This window comes from Segatella copri (assembly GCF_009494395.1).
In the GTDB taxonomy this organism is placed as follows: domain Bacteria; phylum Bacteroidota; class Bacteroidia; order Bacteroidales; family Bacteroidaceae; genus Prevotella.
In genome coordinates, this window is the sequence record NZ_VZCB01000082.1 from 1 (window position 1) to 18994 (window position 18994).

17 protein-coding genes and 1 pseudogene are annotated in these 18994 nt (G+C 45.2%); 11 read left to right on the forward strand and 7 right to left on the reverse strand.

The window, feature by feature from the left end; all coding sequences use genetic code 11:
* The 4 genes and pseudogenes from F7D73_RS11360 to F7D73_RS11375 all read right to left on the reverse strand — a co-directional run.
* A pseudogene (locus tag F7D73_RS11360) lies at window positions 1-1087 on the reverse strand (hypothetical protein); the annotation flags it as partial.
* A 339-nt stretch (window positions 1088-1426) separates the two neighbouring features.
* Entirely contained in the window at window positions 1427-1969 is a 543-nt protein-coding gene (locus tag F7D73_RS11365) for an RNA methyltransferase (RefSeq protein ID WP_153124803.1), read from the reverse strand.
* A complete protein-coding gene (locus F7D73_RS11370; protein WP_153124805.1) occupies window positions 1962-2399 on the reverse strand; it encodes a SufE family protein in 438 nt (145 codons plus the stop codon). Before F7D73_RS11370 ends, F7D73_RS11365 begins: the two co-directional genes overlap by 8 nt.
* On the reverse strand, window positions 2399-3664 hold the full coding sequence (locus tag F7D73_RS11375) for a peptidase U32 family protein (protein WP_153124807.1): 1266 nt from the start codon (window positions 3662-3664) through the stop codon (window positions 2399-2401). The genes F7D73_RS11370 and F7D73_RS11375 overlap by 1 nt, the downstream gene beginning before the upstream one ends.
* A 231-nt stretch (window positions 3665-3895) precedes the next feature.
* Here F7D73_RS11375 and F7D73_RS11380 point away from each other — a divergent pair, with 231 nt between their 5' ends.
* The 10 genes from F7D73_RS11380 (at window position 3896) to F7D73_RS11425 (ending at window position 14549) form a co-directional block, all read left to right on the forward strand.
* Complete coding sequence (locus F7D73_RS11380; protein WP_153124809.1) at window positions 3896-4966, forward strand: C1 family peptidase; 1071 nt, start codon at window positions 3896-3898, stop codon at window positions 4964-4966.
* A gap of 670 nt (window positions 4967-5636) precedes the next feature.
* A complete protein-coding gene (locus tag F7D73_RS11385) occupies window positions 5637-6287 on the forward strand; it encodes a hypothetical protein (RefSeq protein WP_153124811.1) in 651 nt (216 codons plus the stop codon).
* A 40-nt stretch (window positions 6288-6327) separates the two neighbouring features.
* A complete protein-coding gene (gene rpoN, locus F7D73_RS11390) occupies window positions 6328-7860 on the forward strand; it encodes an RNA polymerase factor sigma-54 (protein WP_153124813.1) in 1533 nt (510 codons plus the stop codon).
* A gap of 35 nt (window positions 7861-7895) precedes the next feature.
* Window positions 7896-8504 carry a phosphatase PAP2 family protein gene (locus F7D73_RS11395; RefSeq protein WP_153124815.1) on the forward strand — a complete coding sequence of 203 codons (609 nt, stop codon included), beginning with the start codon at window positions 7896-7898 and terminating at the stop codon, window positions 8502-8504.
* Between the two features lie 64 nt (window positions 8505-8568).
* Window positions 8569-9075, forward strand: coding sequence for a 5-(carboxyamino)imidazole ribonucleotide mutase (purE, locus tag F7D73_RS11400; RefSeq protein ID WP_006848250.1), 507 nt, complete (start codon window positions 8569-8571; stop codon window positions 9073-9075).
* A gap of 45 nt (window positions 9076-9120) precedes the next feature.
* Window positions 9121-10992 carry a 4-hydroxy-3-methylbut-2-en-1-yl diphosphate synthase gene (locus F7D73_RS11405; RefSeq protein WP_153124817.1) on the forward strand — a complete coding sequence of 624 codons (1872 nt, stop codon included), beginning with the start codon at window positions 9121-9123 and terminating at the stop codon, window positions 10990-10992.
* A 451-nt stretch (window positions 10993-11443) separates the two neighbouring features.
* A complete protein-coding gene (locus tag F7D73_RS11410) occupies window positions 11444-11794 on the forward strand; it encodes a hypothetical protein (RefSeq protein ID WP_153124819.1) in 351 nt (116 codons plus the stop codon).
* Window positions 11795-12029: 235 nt separating this feature from the next.
* Window positions 12030-12737, forward strand: coding sequence for a response regulator transcription factor (locus tag F7D73_RS11415; protein WP_153124822.1), 708 nt, complete (start codon window positions 12030-12032; stop codon window positions 12735-12737).
* Between the two features lie 74 nt (window positions 12738-12811).
* Window positions 12812-13606: a hypothetical protein gene (locus F7D73_RS11420; protein ID WP_153124824.1), complete on the forward strand. Its 795-nt coding sequence runs from the start codon at window positions 12812-12814 to the stop codon at window positions 13604-13606.
* Window positions 13593-14549, forward strand: a complete 957-nt coding sequence (locus F7D73_RS11425) for a sensor histidine kinase (RefSeq protein ID WP_153124826.1) — start codon at window positions 13593-13595, stop codon at window positions 14547-14549. The genes F7D73_RS11420 and F7D73_RS11425 overlap by 14 nt, the downstream gene beginning before the upstream one ends.
* A 52-nt stretch (window positions 14550-14601) precedes the next feature.
* Here the strand turns inward: F7D73_RS11425 and F7D73_RS11430 are convergent, their stop codons facing one another.
* The 3 genes from F7D73_RS11430 to F7D73_RS11440 all read right to left on the reverse strand — a co-directional run bounded on the left by F7D73_RS11430 (window position 14602) and on the right by F7D73_RS11440 (window position 17497).
* Window positions 14602-15726 (reverse strand): AAA family ATPase, encoded by a 1125-nt coding sequence (locus tag F7D73_RS11430; protein ID WP_153124829.1) that lies wholly within the window; start codon window positions 15724-15726, stop codon window positions 14602-14604.
* Between the two features lie 133 nt (window positions 15727-15859).
* Window positions 15860-16948: a TIGR04133 family radical SAM/SPASM protein gene (locus F7D73_RS11435; protein WP_153124831.1), complete on the reverse strand. Its 1089-nt coding sequence runs from the start codon at window positions 16946-16948 to the stop codon at window positions 15860-15862.
* Between the two features lie 54 nt (window positions 16949-17002).
* Window positions 17003-17497 carry a radical SAM-associated putative lipoprotein gene (locus F7D73_RS11440; protein ID WP_153124833.1) on the reverse strand — a complete coding sequence of 165 codons (495 nt, stop codon included), beginning with the start codon at window positions 17495-17497 and terminating at the stop codon, window positions 17003-17005.
* Window positions 17498-17941: 444 nt separating this feature from the next.
* On the opposite strand from F7D73_RS11440, the gene F7D73_RS11445 reads away from it, so the two are divergent.
* Entirely contained in the window at window positions 17942-18910 is a 969-nt protein-coding gene (locus F7D73_RS11445) for an aldo/keto reductase (RefSeq protein WP_153124835.1), read from the forward strand.
* Window positions 18911-18994: the final 84 nt, after the last annotated feature.

Below are 18994 nucleotides of genomic sequence, written 5' to 3' on the forward strand. Positions count from 1 at the left end.
CTTGATTTCTACCATAATCGTACATGGCTTGAACTTGCTGTAACTGAGTTTTTCTGGCTCCTATCAAGTCAGAGTCATTATACTCAGAACTTTGCAAGGCATACTTCATAGCCATTGCCGGTTGATTAACCTTTGCATAATACTGAGCCAAAGTTTTTGTTGTAGAAGCTTTGACGCTATATGATTTACACAACTTTAAGCTTAAGGAAAGATTGGCATAAGCTGAGTCTAACTTATTTACAAACAGATAATAACTCCCTTTTAGGCATAATACATAAGCCTTAGAATCTTCATATTCCAAATTTCCCTCATACCCTGTAGAAAAGTATGCTTCAAAAGCCTTTTTCGCTTTAATTGTGTCTTGCTTTTCTAAATAATAGTCAGAATTGCAGCCTAAGGCTATCATAGCATTATAGTCATCTCCTATTTGCTTGAACAGACTTGCAGCATGTAAGTTTATTGCAATAACAGAATCTGTATTTCCTAAATAGTAATATGCACTGCTTCGGTTTTGGTAATTCACAATGGCATTGAATGTATCCTTTGCCAAATAGGCATACTTCTCCGCCTTACCAAAAGCATCTAACAATTGATAAGGTAAGTATTGCTTATCAAACAAAATTCCCATCTGGCTGTATACTCTATAAAGCGTGCCATAGTCGCAATCTGTGGCTGTGGTATCGGCTTGCTCCGTCGCTTTATTATAATACTCCAATGCCATTGGTGCCTCATGCAAATCTCTATACACACATCCCAACACATAGTTGGCAAGCATCCGCTCGTTAGCCGAACCATGATGGTCATAATAATCCACCACTTCCTTCATCACGCTATCAGATGTGAACGTGATGCAAGCCTTGTTCATCGCCTTATGCCGCAACAACTCATAGCGCATTTTTTGCGATTGGGAAAACTCTGGCAGCTGGGGCTTTATTCCATCAAGCATCCGGATGGCAACCGTTGCAGAGTCGTCATCTACATCCATGATGCTATCTGCCCGCTTCATCAAATCATCATACTTCCTGTTTCCTGCACAAGATGCAAGAATCAGGAGGATTAACAACAAATATATGACCTTTTCTTTCATTCCTCTCTTTTTTTTGCAAAAGTACGAAAAAATAAAGAAACTACAACATAATGTCTCTATAAAATAAGGAAAAGATACTATCACAAACCGCACATCAGCCGAAAGACGCCCGCACAACAGCTGTTATGCAAGCGCACATCAGGTGATGTGCAAGCGCACAACAGCTGATGTGCGGTCTTAGATACTATATTTCCCAACAATTTCTACTGTCTTTTCCAACAACTTCTATCGTATATATAGAAGTCTTTTACTAGGTTCTTCCGTTAAATGCGAAGACGCTTACCATGTAAGACGTATAGCTTTAACGGAAGAACCTTTTTAAAAAACGTGTACTCTTTTTTAATGGATAATAATGAGTTTGGCAAACTCCCAGACAACAATGCCAGCAGTAACGCTGACATTCAGGGAATGCTTTGTACCAAACTGAGGAATTTCCAGGCAGCCATCACTCATATCTACGATGTTCTGCTTTACGCCTTTTACTTCATTTCCAAAAATAACAGCATAACCCTTCTCTTCTTCAGTGTGGGTTTCCGGCAAGTTCTGCAGCTTGGTAGAACCTTCTACCTGCTCAATACTATATACAAAGTAGCCTTTTTGCTTCAACTTCTCTACAGCTTCTTCTGTAGTCTTGAAGTATTCCCAATCCACACTGTCTTCGCCTCCCAGAGCCGTCTTATGGATTTCGGCATTAGGAGGAGTAGCAGTAATACCACAAAGATACACCGCCTCAACTCTGAAGGCATCGCAAGAGCGAAAGACACTTCCTACATTATATAAGGATCGCACATCATCGAGAACAACAACCAAAGGAAGTTTTTCAGCTTCCTTGAATTCCTCCAGGGTGAGGCGATTCATCTCTATCGTTCTTAATTTACGCATTGCCTTCTGCTTCTTTTGTTTTGTAAGCCAAGGCGTACATACGTATCTGCTTAATCATCGCCAGAAGACCATTACTGCGAGTAGGACTCAAATGATCCTTCAAACCAATCTTCTCTACGAAATAGAGATCAGCATCCATAATCTCTGTTGGAGTATGACCGCTCAACACGCGAATCAGGAGAGCGATGATGCCCTTCACGATAAGCGCATCACTATCGGCAGTAAAGACGAGCTTACCATCTACATAGTCACACTGCAACCAAACACGACTCTGACAACCGTCGATAAGGTTCTGCTCGTTCTTATATTTCTCTTCGAGAGGAGCCAGTTCATTGCCCAAATCAATGAGCATCTGATACTTGTCCATCCAGTCGGTAAAGTCCTGGAACTCCTCAACTACTTCATCCTGCAAATCATTAATTGTTGCCATTATTTTATTTCTTTAATTTCGTTTACTGTAATCAACTTATAGAGCTTATCGTTAGGGCGAACCTTGCCAGGCACAGGAACGGAAACTCTCCAACCCTGCTGCGCTGTTTCCACTGGCTTCAGGTCGTAACGGATTTCATCGGCATTGAGATACATCACGCCGGTAGTGTTACCCGTAATGAGAAGCTTCTCACCCTTATCAAAGGTTGAAGCCTCTACGGCAACCTCTGCTACGCCCAATTTAGAGAAGTATTTCATCACCTTACCCACAAGAACCTTCTTCTCTGTAGCCACAGAACCATAATGCTTATTCCACTCACCGAGAGTCTGACCCTGATAATAACCATCCCAGAAACCACGGTTGAATACGGTGGCAAGTTTTTCGTCCCAGGCATCCTTCTTCTCTTCTGTAAAGGTGCCGTCAAGAACTGCAGCTATCGCTTCCTTATAGCATTTCACTACAGTATATACATATTCAGGACCACGGGCACGACCCTCAATCTTGAAGACGCGAACACCAGCATCCATCATGCGGTCGATGAAGCGGATGGTCTTCAGATCCTTAGGACTCATCACATACTTGTTGTCGATTTCCAACTGGTTACCGGTTTCATTATCAGTAACGGTATAACTGCGACGGCAGATTTGCACACACTCACCACGGTTGGCAGAACGGTTGGCATTGGCAAGACTCATATAGCACTTACCGGAAACCGCCATGCACAAAGCACCATGACAGAACATTTCGATACGAATCTGCTTGCCCATCGGACCGCAGATATTCTGCTTCTCAATCTGCTCATGGATGTGCTTCACCTGATCCATGTTTAATTCACGTGCCAATACAGATACATCTGCAAAACGTGCATAAAACTTCAAAGCCTCTGTATTAGAGATGTTTAACTGTGTGGATAAATGAACTTCCTCACCTACCTCATTACAATAGCTCATCACAGCCACGTCACTGGCGATTACTGCAGAAATACCAGCCTCCTTGGCAGCATCAATGATTTCTTTCATCGTCTCAATGTCGTCATCATATATTACCGTATTAACGGTAAGATAAGTCTTGATGCCATGCTCATTGCAGGTAGCAGCAATCTCACGCAAATCGTCGATAGTAAAATGATTGGCAGAGTGAGAACGCATATTCAACTTACCGATTCCGAAATAAACAGAGTCGGCTCCAGCTTGAATGGCAGCAGCAAGGGATTCGCGAGATCCTACTGGCGCCATTACTTCAAATTCGTTTATCTTTGTATTCATGAATGCAATTTTTCTATTTGTGGGTGCAAAGTTACGCCAAAATAAAGACAATACAAAATTATTCAAGATTTATTTTATATTATAGGTGGCATTATGAAATCTTAACGCAAGAAATCAAGCTCTAGCTTACTCTAAATCAAATAATAATTGTATCTTTGCTGCCCAGATTACTTATACCAAATAAGTAAATCAACATAGAAGATTATACACCTATATTATATATAAAGAGGTATGAAGAAAATTATTATAGCATTTTTAGCAATAGTACTGATTGCAAGTTGTAACTACAAGAGAGATTCTGATCATCAACAGTCAGAGTATCAAATAGACAACCTGCCCGCATCAGTCAAGCTGATCAATACAACCCCTATCAAAGATCAGGGTGAAAGCGAACTCTGCTGGGCGTATGGCATGCTTGCAACCATCGAAAGCGAGCATATCATGAAGGGCGACTCTGTTAATCTGTCCATTGCCTACGTGGCACGCATGATGCTTCAGGAACAGGCACTGGAATATTACTTTGCTCAGGGAAAGAAAGATATCAGCCTTCGTGGCACCGCTTCCATGCTTATACATTATATAGATAAGTATGGCGCCCAACCATACGACAGTTACGAAGATCCCAAGCATGTAAACTATAAGGTGCTCTGCCGAAAGGTACAGAAGCTATGCGACAGTGCCATCTCCCAAAAGACGGGTATCGACAAACTCAAGGAAGATTTAAACAATCTCTTTGATGCAGAAATAGGATACATGCCCGCCAAGGCTGTCCACATGCTAGGTGCCGAATACACCCCACAGGAGTTTGCCCACAGCGTATGCTATCCGGAAGAATACGTATCGCTCACCAGTTTCTCCCATCATCCTTTCAGGGAATACTTCGCACTTGAGGTTCCAGACAACAGAATGCACGATGCCTTTCTCAACCTCCCTCTTGACGAGATGATGCTCCACATCCAAAAAGCAGTAGAAAAGGGTCACCCTGTCTGCTGGGAAGGCGACATCAGCGAACCAGGTTTCCAAACACCAAAGAAGAACTATGTAGATGTTCGACCAGCGGAGCGACCTGTAACACAATTGTCACGTCAGAAGGAGTTTGAACAACTCCGCACTACCGATGATCACGTGATGGAAATCATAGGTTCTTTCGTTGAAGGCAAGCAGCGCTATTACGTCTGCCGCAATTCATGGGGTAAGAAATGGGGAAACAAGGGACTCATCTATCTCTCGGAAGACTATATCAAGCTAAAGACCATAGCCGTCTACATGAGTGAAGATGCCTTCCTTTATGATAAGGTTTAAGATAGGTACGATAATACTTGATATAAGTCAAATATCTGCTTCATAACACTTGTGTGCGCACACACATAGTTGATTTACATCAAAAAAGCGGGCTTTTTTAGCATTTTCCGCATAAAAGATTTGGCTGGTTGGCAAAATCGTCGTACCTTTGCATCGTCAATAAGACAAAAAGGTTATTAGGTTTTTAGGTTAAGATTGTTAGTTGTTTATAGGTTATTAGTTAAAAGGTAAAAAAAAGATTGTTTATTCAAGGACGACAAAAGAAAATTTGTTTAGGTTATTAGGTTTTTAGGTTTAAGATTGTTAGTTGTTTAGTTTTTTTAGGTTATTAGTTTTAAGGTAAAGAAAAAAGATTGTTTATTCAAGGACGACAGGATAATTTTTCAGTAGGTTAGGCGTAACTTAAGGTAAAAAAGAAAAATGTATCGGATAACAAAAGATGAAGCCTGTGAGCAGTAAAATGACTGCTTCGGGCAACACAACGGAGGGGACTTGTGAAAGCAAACCTCCTTGAGTTATGAAAAAATTGGGAATATAGCATTAATGGTGCGCAATTTCGAGTACTCTCGAGGTTGCGCACTTTATTTTTATTGAAAATATCTTCGATTTTATTTTGTATTACCAATGAAAAGTCGTAATTTTGCAAAAGATTAATAAAGGCATTGAGAATATGGCAAGACATCCTTTGTGGAACGAAGATTACTGGCTGTTACTGTTACAGTTGTACCAGAAAAAGCCAATGGGCGTAAAACCTCTCTATTCGAAAGGAATGGTTGACTTGAGCCTGGAGCTCCACATTCAACCAGAATATCTGCATGAGCAGATGTTCAAACTGAGAATGGTTACTCCGCACATCAAGCGATTATGGGATAAATACGCCGATAATCCACGCAAACTGGCTCACGATATAGCTCTCGTCAGAAAGATGAGGGGATGTGGCAATGCGCAAGCTTTCTTCGAAGGAGTGGCTTTGAAAGAATCATTCGAGAAAGATTGGGAACCGCTAGAAGCAGAACCTTCACTCACTCCGGTGAAGCTGATCATTATTCTTGATCTCTATTTCCAGCTTACCCCTATCACCATGGTACCAGAAACCCCTGAGATTATAGACCTCGCCAAGTTTATCAAAACAACGCCGGAGATAATTGCAGAGGTGATGAGCGTATTCCGGTTCTGCGACCCTTATCTCAACAGAGAGGAAGAACCCGCAAGCCCACTCCTGGAACCATGCAGCGATATTTGGCAAAAATACGGTAATGGAAATCCGGATAAACTGTATCAGTTTGCCAATGAACTGAAAGAATATTTTAAGAACAAGTAATATACAATCAAATTATAGCTTAACTCAAAAAAGAAAAAAAATGGCTCAGAAACTCATTCAGACACAGGCACAAAAGCTGCAACAGCTTCAAAAGCTCACCGCACAGCAGATACTGCAGGTGAAGCTCTTGGAAATGCCTCTCACCGAACTGGAGGAAAGCGTAAATGCCGAACTGGACGATAATCCTGCACTGGAGAGTGAGAATCCAGACGATATGCTGAACGAAAGCTACGATGGAGATACTCCGATGGATACTGATACAGAAAACTATAATGACGACAGCAACGAAGAGGCTGCCTACGAGGCTCAATCGGAAAAAGAAGAAAGAAAAGATGAACTGGACCAGGCTTTGGAAAGCATAGGAAGAGACGACCAGATGCCTGATTATAATACAGATAGATACAGCAATCAGGACAATGCTGACTATGAAGAAATGGTGTATGGCGATACTACCTCCTTCTACGATAAGCTGAAGGAGCAGATGGATATGCACATACTCTCTGATAAGGAAAAGGAGATTATGGAATACCTCATCGGTTCGCTCGATGATGACGGTCTGCTACGCAAAGACCTAGACAGCATCTGCGATGAGCTTGCCATCTATCACAACATAGACGTAACGGAGAAAGAGATTGAACATGTGCTCCACATCCTCCAGACCTTCGACCCTGCAGGCGTTGGTGGCAGAAGCCTTCAGGAATGTCTCCTGCTGCAAGTCAAGAGATTGCCAAGAGGCGTTCTCCGCAAGACGATGGAAGAAGTTTTCACCGACTATTTCGAAGAATTCACCAAGAAACATTGGGATAAGATCAAGGCGGGACTCGAATTAAACGATACCCAGGTAGAAACCCTGCAGGAGGAAATCAGAAAGCTGAATCCTAAACCTGGTGCTTCAATGGGCGAAACGGAAGGCAGAAACATGCAGCAAATCACTCCCGACTTCATCATCGATACCAATGATGACGGTTCTATCACGTTCACCCTCAACCGCGGAAACGTTCCCGAGCTCACCGTGTCTCCATCATTTACTGATATGATAGACACCTACAAAAAGCACAAGGAAAAAATGAGCCGCCAAGACAAGGAGGCGCTGCTCTATGCCAAGGAAAAAGTAGACAAGGCTCAGGGATTTATCGAAGCTATCAAGCAACGTCGGCACACGCTCATCGTCACGATGAAAGCCATCATTGACATTCAGCGTCAGTTTTTCATGGATGGAGACGAAGCCGACCTGAAGCCGATGATTCTCAAAGACATAGCAGACCGTACAGGTTTGGATATCAGTACCATATCACGTGTCAGCAACGTAAAATATGCACAGACCAAATGGGGAATATTCCCACTCAAATTCTTCTTTGGCGACAGCTATGTAACGGAAAACGGAGAGGAGATGGCTACCCGCAAAATCAAGCTGGCCCTACAGGAGCTGATCAATAAGGAGGATAAGAAAAAACCACTAAGCGATGAAGCCCTTGCCAAGGCGCTCAAAGAGAAAGGTTTTCCTATTGCACGACGCACGGTTGCCAAATACAGAGAGCAGTTCGGCATTCCGGTTGCACGACTCAGGAAATAAGGAAAGATACGTTAGAGTTATGAAATATTAGAGTTATGAAAGAGAAAAATATCATATTGGCAGCTCAGATTATGAGTATGATCTTCACCCCGTTCTATCTTCCGCTGGTAGGACTCACAGTGCTGTTCATATTCAGCTACATGGCATTATTGCCCATGGCTTATAAATTGACGATGCTTGCCTTTGTGTATCTGTTTACGGTTGTTACTCCATCCCTCCTGATACATCTATATCGCAGAGTACAGGGATGGACAGCCAAGGAATTAGGCAAGAAGGAGCGTCGTATCGTGCCATACATCATCTCCATCGTGTGCTATTTCTGCTGTTTCTTCTGGATGGAATACCGCAATACGCCACGTGTCATCAGCATCATCGTGGTTGTAGCGATGGCAATACAGATGATTTGTGCCATCATCAATGTCTGGTGGAAAATCAGTACGCATACTGCAGCCATCGGTGGCGTGGCAGGCGCATTGGTATCCTATTCTATGGCGTTTTCCTTCAACCCGCTGTGGTGGCTCTGCTTAGTCTTGGTTCTGGCAGGAGCAGTAGGAACAGCCAGAATGATTCTGCGACAACATACGCTATCTCAGGTGGTTATGGGATTTCTGATAGGAATCGTCTGTGCTATTATGATTATCTAGCATCAGTATCAGAAAGCACATTCTGCAAAGAAAAAAGTTTATAATTATAAATAAATAAGAAGAAATGAAACCATTAGTAAGCATTATCATGGGCAGTACTAGCGATCTGCCTGTTATGGAAAAAGCATGTAAGTGGTTGAACGACAACCAGATTCCTTTCGAGGTGAATGCCCTCTCTGCTCATCGCACTCCAGATGCAGTAGAATCATTCGCCAAGGGAGCTAAGGAGCGTGGCGTGAAGGTAATCATCGCCGCTGCCGGTATGGCTGCCGCCCTTCCTGGTGTTATCGCAGCATCTACCCCACTGCCAGTTATCGGTGTGCCTATCAAGGGTATGCTCGATGGTCTTGATGCCATGCTCAGCATCATCCAGATGCCTCCTGGCATTCCTGTGGCTACTGTTGGTGTGAATGCGGCTCAGAACGCTGCCATCCTCGCTGCCGAAATGATTGCCCTTGCCGATGAGGAAGTGGCTCAGAAGGTAGAGGCTTGGAAGGCGGGTCTCGGTGCCAAGATCGAGAAGGCCAACAAGGATTTGGCTGAGGTGAAATACGACTTCAAGTGTAATTAATCTAATATGCCCCATTCTTTGGGGCATATTCTATTCTTATACATTATGGTAGATTTATTCAATTATACCCGCCGTGCCTCTTCTGTGGCACATATCGGAGCCATCGATCTGGGTGGCGATAATCCTATCCGCATCCAGTCGATGACCACCACCAACACCAATGATACCGAGGCTTGCGTTCAACAGGCTGAGGAGATTATCAAGGCTGGTGGCGAGCTGGTGCGCTTCACCACTCAGGGTTCCCGCGAGGCAGAGAACATGAAAAACATCAATGCCGGCATCCGTGCCGACGGCTATCAGACTCCGCTCGTAGCCGATGTTCACTTCAATCCTAACGTTGCCGACGTGGCTGCTCTCTATTGTGAGAAAGTACGCGTAAATCCAGGCAACTACGTGGATCCTGCCCGCAAGTTCATCAAGCAGGAATACACTGATGAAGAGTATGCTCACGAACTCAAGAAGATTGAGGAACGCTTCGTGCCTTTCCTCAACATCTGCAAGGAGAACCATACAGCCATCCGCATCGGCGTGAACCACGGTTCACTCTCCGACCGCATCCGCAACCGCTACGGCGATACGCCAGAGGGCATCGTAGAAAGCTGCCTCGAATTCCTGCGCATCTGCAAGAAGGAGAATTTCCACGATGTGGTTATCAGCATCAAGTCATCCAATACCGTTGTGATGGTCCGCTCTATGCGCCTCCTGGTAGAAGAAATGGAGAAGGAAGGCATGAACTACCCACTCCACCTCGGCGTAACCGAAGCTGGCGAAGGCGAGGATGGCAGAATCAAGAGTGCCGTGGGCATCGGTGCCCTGCTGGCTGACGGTATCGGCGATACAGTCCGTGTAAGCCTCAGCGAGGAGCCTGCTGCAGAGATTCCGGTGGCTCGTCATCTGGTGGATTACATCGGCAAGAAGAAGGGACATCTTCTGATTCCTGCCGCAGCTTGTCCTAGCTTCGACTGGCTGCGCCCTACCCGCCGCGAAACCGTGGCAGTAGGCAATATCGGCGGCAACAACGTTCCTGTAGTCATCAGCAACCGAATCAACGGCGAGAGCACCGTTTGTGAGAACAAGGATGCTACGCCTGATTATATCTACATTGGTGGCAAGATGCCTAAGCAGTTTGTGCCTGGTCAGAGCTACATCGTAGATTACAATGTTTACGAGACGCTGAACAGTAAGCCTGAAACCACAGGTGCCAAGCTCTACCCTATCTTCCCTGCCATGGCAATGCCGCTCATCGCCAGCATCAAGGCCGACGTCAAGTTCCTCACCCTGCAGTTTGGTACTCCAGCCGAGGAGTATATCGCCTGCCTGAAGGCTCATCCAGAGGTAGTGGTTATCTGCGTCAGCAATCATCAGAACCGCCTGGGCGACCAGCGTGCATTGGTTCACGAGATGATGAATGCCGGCTTGAAGAACCCTGTGATCTTTGCCGAGATGTACCAGCACAGCAAGGAGGAGAAGAGCGACTTCCAGCTGGAGGCAGCAGCCGATATGGGTGCCTTGATGATTGATGGTCTGACCGATGGTATCTGGCTGATGAACGATGGTGACATCCCTGCCCAGACAGTAGATGAAACCGCTTTCGGCATTCTCCAGGCAGCCCGTCTGCGCACCAGCAAAACCGAGTATATCAGTTGTCCTGGTTGCGGCAGAACCCTCTACGATCTCCGTGAAACCATCGCCAAAATCAAGGAGGCAACCAAGCATCTCAAGGGCTTGAAGATTGGCATCATGGGCTGCATCGTGAATGGTCCTGGCGAAATGGCGGATGCCGATTACGGCTACGTAGGCGCCGGTCCTAACCGAGTAAGTCTTTACCGCAAGCAGGTTTGCGTAGAAAAGAATATCCCGCAAGAGGTGGCAGTAGAGCATCTGCTCGCTCTCATCGACTCGGATAAGGAAGGATAATAAAGAGAAAAATCATAAAAAACAGAAAGGTCAAACTTGTGAGGTAAGACACGAGTTTGACCTTTTTGTTTTATTTTGCTACAAAAGCAACAACAGATTTCTTTAGTTTAATCACCAATTTGTTTTCACTAAAAGAAAGAACTGTTGCAAAGAAAAAATGTTATCTTTAAGTTAATAAGAGAAGAAAATCGCTATTATCTCAGAAAAAGTTGTATCTTTGCACAAGATTTAATAACCAACATAAAAGAGATTCTTATGAGTGATTTTTTAAAACCATTAAGTAGCAGAAGCCCCAAGTGGTGGTTAATTGTTGCTATTTTAGTTATAGACGGATTGGTAGCGCAGATTTCTGCGACTACATGCACTTCTGTTGCTAGCATTATCGCAATAGCCGCATTGCTATTGCTACTTTCTCTGTTCGTATATTGTCTGTATTTCAAGATTTTTTTAAATGGAAAAGAATAAGAAAAAGTCTCTCTTTCAACACCTTTGCCATGCAAAATGTCCAGAGTGTGGAGAACAAGTGCCATTCAGTACCGTAAGAAAATACTTTCTGCACGGCACGTCTTACTATACAACCTGCCCTCATTGTGGTCTGCAAATTCATCCTGCAAAAGAGCCAGTCAAGACATATACATGTTTTTGTTTGGGCGGCATGTCTATCATGATTCCAATGTATTCGTATTGGTACTTCGTAGCATGGGATTTCATTCCAGCCTTACTTTTCGCTCTTCCATTTGTTATAGCGATGGTTACTATCGTTGCTATTTTAATTATACGAAATATAAAATTTTCAAGTTAATAAAGAGAAAGCTTATGCCATTGCTGTGATATTGTCTTTTATCTTCGCCATATCAAGCACACTCCATGATAGTAGACTTGCCACGAATGATTCGTCCTAAAAATAATAGAAGGAAAGAATACTTTGCTGCCAGAGTTCACTATGTTATCTTTAAGTTAATCATCCCTTCTTTGCATTGTCGTTTCAAATAAAAAATGTATCTTTGCAATCGAAACATTGAAAAAGAAATACGATTATGGCTGATACTAAGTTGCTCCTGGTTGAGGATGACGAAAACCTCGCCTATATGGAGAAAAGCTGCTTCGAGGATATCATCGGAGGATATGAGGTGAAAACCGCCGTTAACGGCAAGGAAGGACTGAAGGCATGGAGAGACTTTCAGCCAGACGTCATCGTATCGGATATCGATATGCCCATTATGGACGGCATCGAAATGGTGAAGAACATCCGAGAGGTGGATGGAGAAACCATCATCCTCTTTACCACCGGCCTCACCTCACCCAAGGATCTGAAGGCAGGTTATGCCGCAGGAGCCAACAACTATATCAAGAAGCCTTTTATTCCAGAAGAGCTTGATGCCCACATTCATAGCCTCATCCAGCTGAAAGCCGGAAAACGCAGCGAGAATGCCAGCAGCCAGATCAAACTGGGAAGATATACACTGGATGCCAACCACGCCACCCTGAAAGATACGCAGGAAGGCAGCGAGAAAATGCTTACCGCACGAGAGGCTAAGATCCTCGAACTGCTGGCGGTAAACAAGAACGAGGTGGTACGCCGGGAAGCCGTACTAAGCCGTTTCTGGGGCGTGGAAGACAAAGATTACTTCGCTTCCAGAAGCCTGGATGTTTTCATCAAGAAAATCCGCACGGCACTGGAAGACGAGCCTGCCGTAGAACTGAAAACCATCAGAGGAGTGGGATTCAAGCTCATCGCAGAATAAACATCCCCCACCCCCTCATAACATCATACGAGAATCGAATTAGAATAAAGAAAAAAGACAGAAAAGACATCATTATGCTGAAAGCGATATTATACTACATACTGTTCCTGGCAGAATATCTCATCACCATCTTCCTGGGAGGATTCCTGGTGGGACTCTACATGGCAATGAACATGCATTCGGGCTCCCACAGCCAGCAGATAGGAGCCCTGAAGGAATCCGTCTATCCGTTTATAATAGTCATCGGATTTCTGGGCATACTCATCGTATGGTTCACCTTTGGACATTACAAATTCTCCAGGTTCTCGCTTGGAAAGGTGATTCCTGCCGCCAAATGGAAGGCGATGACCATTTGCACCATGCCGATTCTGGGCTTCACCATGGTCTTCTATTCCATCATGAATCTCTTCCATCTCGACTTCCTTCCCGAGCAGATGATGGAGATGAGCTATCTCGGCTTCCTGCCTTGGAACATCATCGGATCGTTTATATCTGTCTATATCTTCTTCGGCGCCATCCAGGAAGAACTGATCCGCTGCGGCAAGAAGAGTTGGGTGCAGCTGCTCACGCTCTCGATCATGATGCTGCCAGCCAGCATGATGTCGGTAACATCTAGTGGTGACATCAATGTAGATTTGACCGTGCTCGGTTTTATCTCCCTCTGCTATTGCAGCTGGATATACAGCAAGACGCGCAGCACCATCATTCTCATCGTGCTCTATTTCGTATCCAATCTGGTTCCCTTCCAGTTTGAATCGAAAGTGCTCGGCATATTGCTCCTGATAGCCGGTACAGCCTTAACTATAGGTGGATTCGCTGCCCTGAGCAGGAAACTGCCTGAAATGCTTGTGAAAGATGAAGACGAATAGAGCCAAGGCACTCAGCACCACGGCTCTGATAGCCGTGCTCTGCATGCAGCTGTTCTGGATGTGGAACTCTTTCGAGATGACCGTTCACCAGATGGGATTTGAAACGCCCTGGAACCTGGCACCGGATGTCAGGGCACAGGCATTGCTCGCAGCCTTCTACGAAAGCAAGTTCACGGTTCTCACCTCGCTCCTTACCACGGTGGTGATCATCCTGAGCCTCATCGACCAGATCAACTACATCGATGAGCAGGAAAGGGTGCGACTGCTGCGCGAGGACTTCTCCTATGCAATGGTTCACGACATGAAGTCGCCGCTCACCTCCATCATCATGGGAACCAAGTATCTGCACAGCGGCGTACTGGAGAAGAAGCCGGAAATGAAGGAGAAATATTTCTGCATCGTAGAAGACGAGGCGCAGCATCTGCTTGCCCTCATCAACCGCCTGCTCACCATCTCGAAACTGGAGCACGGCAAGCTGCATATTCAGAAGGCGGAAGTAGATTTGGAAACGATGATAGAGGATGTGGTGGATAAATACAAGGCGAAATCAGCGAAACCGATCCATATCATCACCCGGTTTGGAGCCACCTCTGCCCTAGCCGACGAGGAATATCTGAAGGAGGCGATCAGCAATCTGGTGGATAACGCCACCAAATACTCGAAGGAGGAAATCAACATTGAGATTTCCACCCTGGAAGATGACAGAAACGTGTATATCAAGGTTTTTGATGAGGGTATCGGCATAGCCAAGAGCGAACTGAAGACCATCTTCAACCGCTTTGAGCGCGCCGCTGAGCACGAAAAGGATGCCCGCAAGACCCGTGGCGGCTTCGGTATCGGTCTGAACTACGTGCTGCAGGTAATCAACGCCCATGGCGGCAAGATAAGCGTGAAGAGCGAGAAAGACAAATGGTCGGAGTTCACCATCTCGCTGCCGAAATAATCAGACAGCAGCTTATCTGTGGCTTATCTGTGGCTTATCTGTTATAAATGCCCTATATCTCTTCCTTTAAACTTAAATTCAGAAACTTATCGCATAGCTGATATACTCCCTCATCCTGCGTGATAAAATCCCTTTCGAGCAAGGTCTTCACGGCTCCCTGCACAGTGCTGGCACCCAGACGATATTTATGCAGGAACTCCTGCGACATCAGCGAGGAAGGGTTCTCCTCTCTGGCTATGGCGATGAGCACCTGCTTCTGCTTGCTGGTAAGCTGGAACAGCAGAGCCTGATAGGCAAAACGATGCTGCAAAAGAATGCTCTCTATGCAATATTCCACATCCTCTTTTCCCAGAACCCTGGAATCTGAAATCGAAGTATAGAGCATGTTGAGCACATACTGAATATACCAGGTAATGCCATCAAAACGATGATAAAGATAGGAGAACGCTTCCGCAGAAATCTCCTTGTTGATCTTAGACAGATGATGGTTGGCAAACTCCAGATAGGTCTGTTCGTTGATAGCCTCCAATCCCATGATGCTCGAACTGTGATAGAAAGGACGTGACCTGGAGGTAAACATCAGTGCCATCATGTGGCGCTTGGAACCAGAGAAGATGAAGTGGGCGTTATGACAGTTCTGGATGCGCTTTCGCAAAGTAGCCTCCACCGTTTTCTCGGGATAACCGGCAATAGTCTGAAATTCATCGATGGCTATCAGACAAGGCTTATCTGCCTGGGAAAGATAGGCAAAGATCTCATCCAGCGTAATATCAGGCGACTGAATATCTCCGATGCCCACGCTCCATTCCGGATTTCCATTGATATCGAAAGAAATAGTAGATTTCAACGACTGAAGCATATTCAGAAAGAACTCCCACACCTTTCTGCCCTTGGGTTTCAATGCAGCAAGAATCCCCTTGCCCAAAGCATAAACAAACTCTCCGAGATTTTTGGTATCGTAAATATCAATATAGATGCAATGATACTGCTCCCGGATTTCCTTCTGATAGAAACAATGATAAATCAACCCCGACTTTCCCAATCGTCGTGGTGCTATCAATGCCACATTGCATCGGTTGGTTAGATGCCGTGTAAGCAAGGCGGTTTCTTCTACCCTATCGCAGAAGAAATCTGGGGATAAATATCCTTCTATGAGAAACGGATTAGTCTGTACCATAAGCATTTACCGAATTATGAATTTTACGTAACGAAGATTTCATAATCTCCGGATGCAAAGATACATATTATATTTGAAACCCGCAAGTTTTTTGGGGGAAAAATCTAAAAGCTGCACAAATGTAAACCGCCATTTATATAAATGACGGTTTACATCTATGCAGCGGGCACATGATGAGATTGCCCTCATCATCACGAAGATGCATACCACTGCCCTGGCAGTATCTGAAGTATCTGCACTCGGCACACTCACCCTTCCGCATCCATTCACGGTTACGGTAAGGCAGGAAACGGTGCTGCCAGATATCCATGAAATCATCCTGGTAGATATTGCCCTGATGATAGTTGGAACGGATGCTGGCACAGGCTGAAATGGAGCCATCTACCAAGACCGAACCAACGGTTACGCCTGCATGACAACCATAGAAAGTATTGCGGATATCGCCTTCGAAGTTGCCCATGAATCCCTCGCAACCATAGCTGCACGCTATCCTACCCTCTTTTCGGGTCTGCTTGATAAACTCCAGGATGCCTTTGTATTCTTCCGCAGCTAGATGCATATCAGGATCTGAAGCAGCTCTGCCTACAGGAAATACGGCAACAACTCGCCAGTTTTTCACCCCTTTATCTATCAGAAACTGCCTGATGGCATCAAGATGGGGATAATTGCGGCGATTGACGCAGGTAAGGATATCAAACTTGATTTCGGGATGCGAAACCAGAAGGTCGATAGCTTGCGAAACCATCTCGAAACTATGCTTGTTGCCCCGCATCCAGTTGTGCTCATCGCCCAATCCATCCATGCTGATGGTCATGGTATGGAGTCCTGCATTCAGTAAGTCATTGAATTTCTGAGGAGTAAGATAGAGTGCGTTGGTTACCATTCCCCATGGAAAGCCCTTCTTGTAAATGGCAGCTCCACATTGGGTGATGTCCTCACGCATCAAGGGTTCTCCCCCAGTTACGATGACGAATACCTGATGAGGATCCGTATGTTGGCTGATGTTATCTAGCACCCGCAGGAAATCCTGAAGGGGCATATCGGTTATTCCTGCCTTTACCTTGCAATCGCTTCCGCAATGGCGGCAATGCAGGTTGCAGCGCAGGGTACATTCCCAGAAGAGCTGGCGCAACGGATGCTTCTCTACCATTTGCAGATACCCCTTGCGCCAAATCTCCAAAGCGAGTCTTCGGCGCAAGGATAAGGGTTCTATCTTCGTCATACTGAATAATCTTATTTAATCAAGAGGAAATAGTGAAAACACAGAAGCTGAAGATTACTTTTTCTTCTTCAGTTTCTTGTTGCCGATAACTTCATAAGTTCCATTGTCCCAGGCGTCGCTTCCTTCTGCTATTTTCTTAAAGGTCAGCTCCTTGCCTTCTATCGTATCATTGGCAAAGGTTCCACCATTCTTCTCACCATCCACATCTTCCAGGAAGATTTTGGTATACATTTCCGATACAGGCCACCTACTTCCCGATTTTATCGTGTAGTTACCATTTTTGTCTGTGTAAGTAGAATCGATATGAGTATAATGCATCTTGCCGGTAAAGCTACTTTGCTGGCAACCCGCAATGATGGCTTTGATGCCTTCTACAGGAGTACCATCCTCTGCCGTAATATTTCCTTTCGCCTCAAAGGCTGTAGATGGAGTACCATAGAGCACAGGTTCATCACCCCACGGTCCGTTCTCTCCACAAGATGAAAAACCGAGCAGTGACAGCAGACTTGCTGCCAGAGCATTGTACCAATTAAAAAACTTAGCTTTCATAAACTTATCTCTTTTTAAGTTACACTTTTCTCTTATAACGGTAAAAGTAGTGATATTTTGCACGATAAACACAAAAACATCTATCTTTTTAACATTATTTACACAAAGAAACCGCACGCTCCATCAATAGTTTTTTGAAACCACCACCTATATCATAGCCAAATCGATGAATTTTAACGCGATTTGGCTACAATATAGGCTATTCGATAGCCAAATCGGACAAAAACTCATCGATTTGGCTATTGAATAGCATGATTACCCATATTTACCTTGCTTCCCATGAGCAGGCAAAGCCCAGAGAGTTTTTTGCCGTTTTACACATTTTTAAGAGCCACTTTCCACCCATTTAAAAAAAAAGCAATACCTTTGCTGCTGAATAGGGAGAGCCTGAGACCTCTACATTCAGTTCTGATAATATTCAAACATAAAATAAAAATAGGAATTATGAACTTAAAAGGAATCTACACAGCCGATGCCAACCGCTATGGCGATGCAGAGGCGCTTTACAAGAGATGCGGCAAGAGTGGAGTCTTGCTGCCTAAGATTAGTCTGGGATTCTGGCACAACTTCGGAGGAGTGGATCCTTACGAGAGAAGCCGTGCCATCACCCACTATGCCTTCGACCACGGAATCACCCACTTCGACCTTGCCAACAATTATGGTCCTCCATACGGAAGTGCCGAGGAAACCATGGGCAGACTGATGAAGGATGATTTCCAGCCTTATCGCGACGAACTCTTCATCTCTACCAAGGCGGGATACGATATGTGGGAAGGTCCTTACGGCAACTGGGGCTCTCGCAAGTATCTGATGGCGAGCCTCGACCAGAGTCTCAAGCGCATGAATCTGGACTATGTGGATCTCTTCTACAGTCATCGCTACGACCCGAATACCCCACTCGAGGAAACCCTCCAGGCTATGGTAGATATCGTGAAGCAGGGCAAGGCACTCTATCTCGGCATCAGCCGATGGCCACTGGAAGCCCTGAAGTTTGCCGATAAATATCTCAAGGAGCGCGACTGTCCGCTGCTCATCTTCCAGGACAGACTCAACATGCTCGACCGTGCGCCGCAGGAGAACGGAACCCTCGACTACTGCCACGAGAACGGCATCGGATTCATCTCGTTCTCGCCTCTGGCACAAGGTCTCCTCACCGACCGCTATCTCAACGGCATCCCATCGGATAGCCGTATGGCAAAGGAGCATTTCCTGAAGCACAGCGCCCTGACACCGGAGTTGCTGGAGCAGCTGAAGCAATGGAATCAGGAAGCTGGCGAACGAGGCGAGACCCTTGCCGAGATGGCGCTAGCCTGGATATTGCAGCAGAAAGGCGTTACCAGCGTATTGGTAGGTGCCAGTTCAACAGCCCAGCTGGAAAAGAACATGAAGTGTGTTCATGCCAAGGCTTTTTAATATTGGATTAACCAAATCATTTCTCTGTTATTTTGCCAAATCGTAGTATTTTTACATAGATTTGGCAGAATAACAGTTCACTAT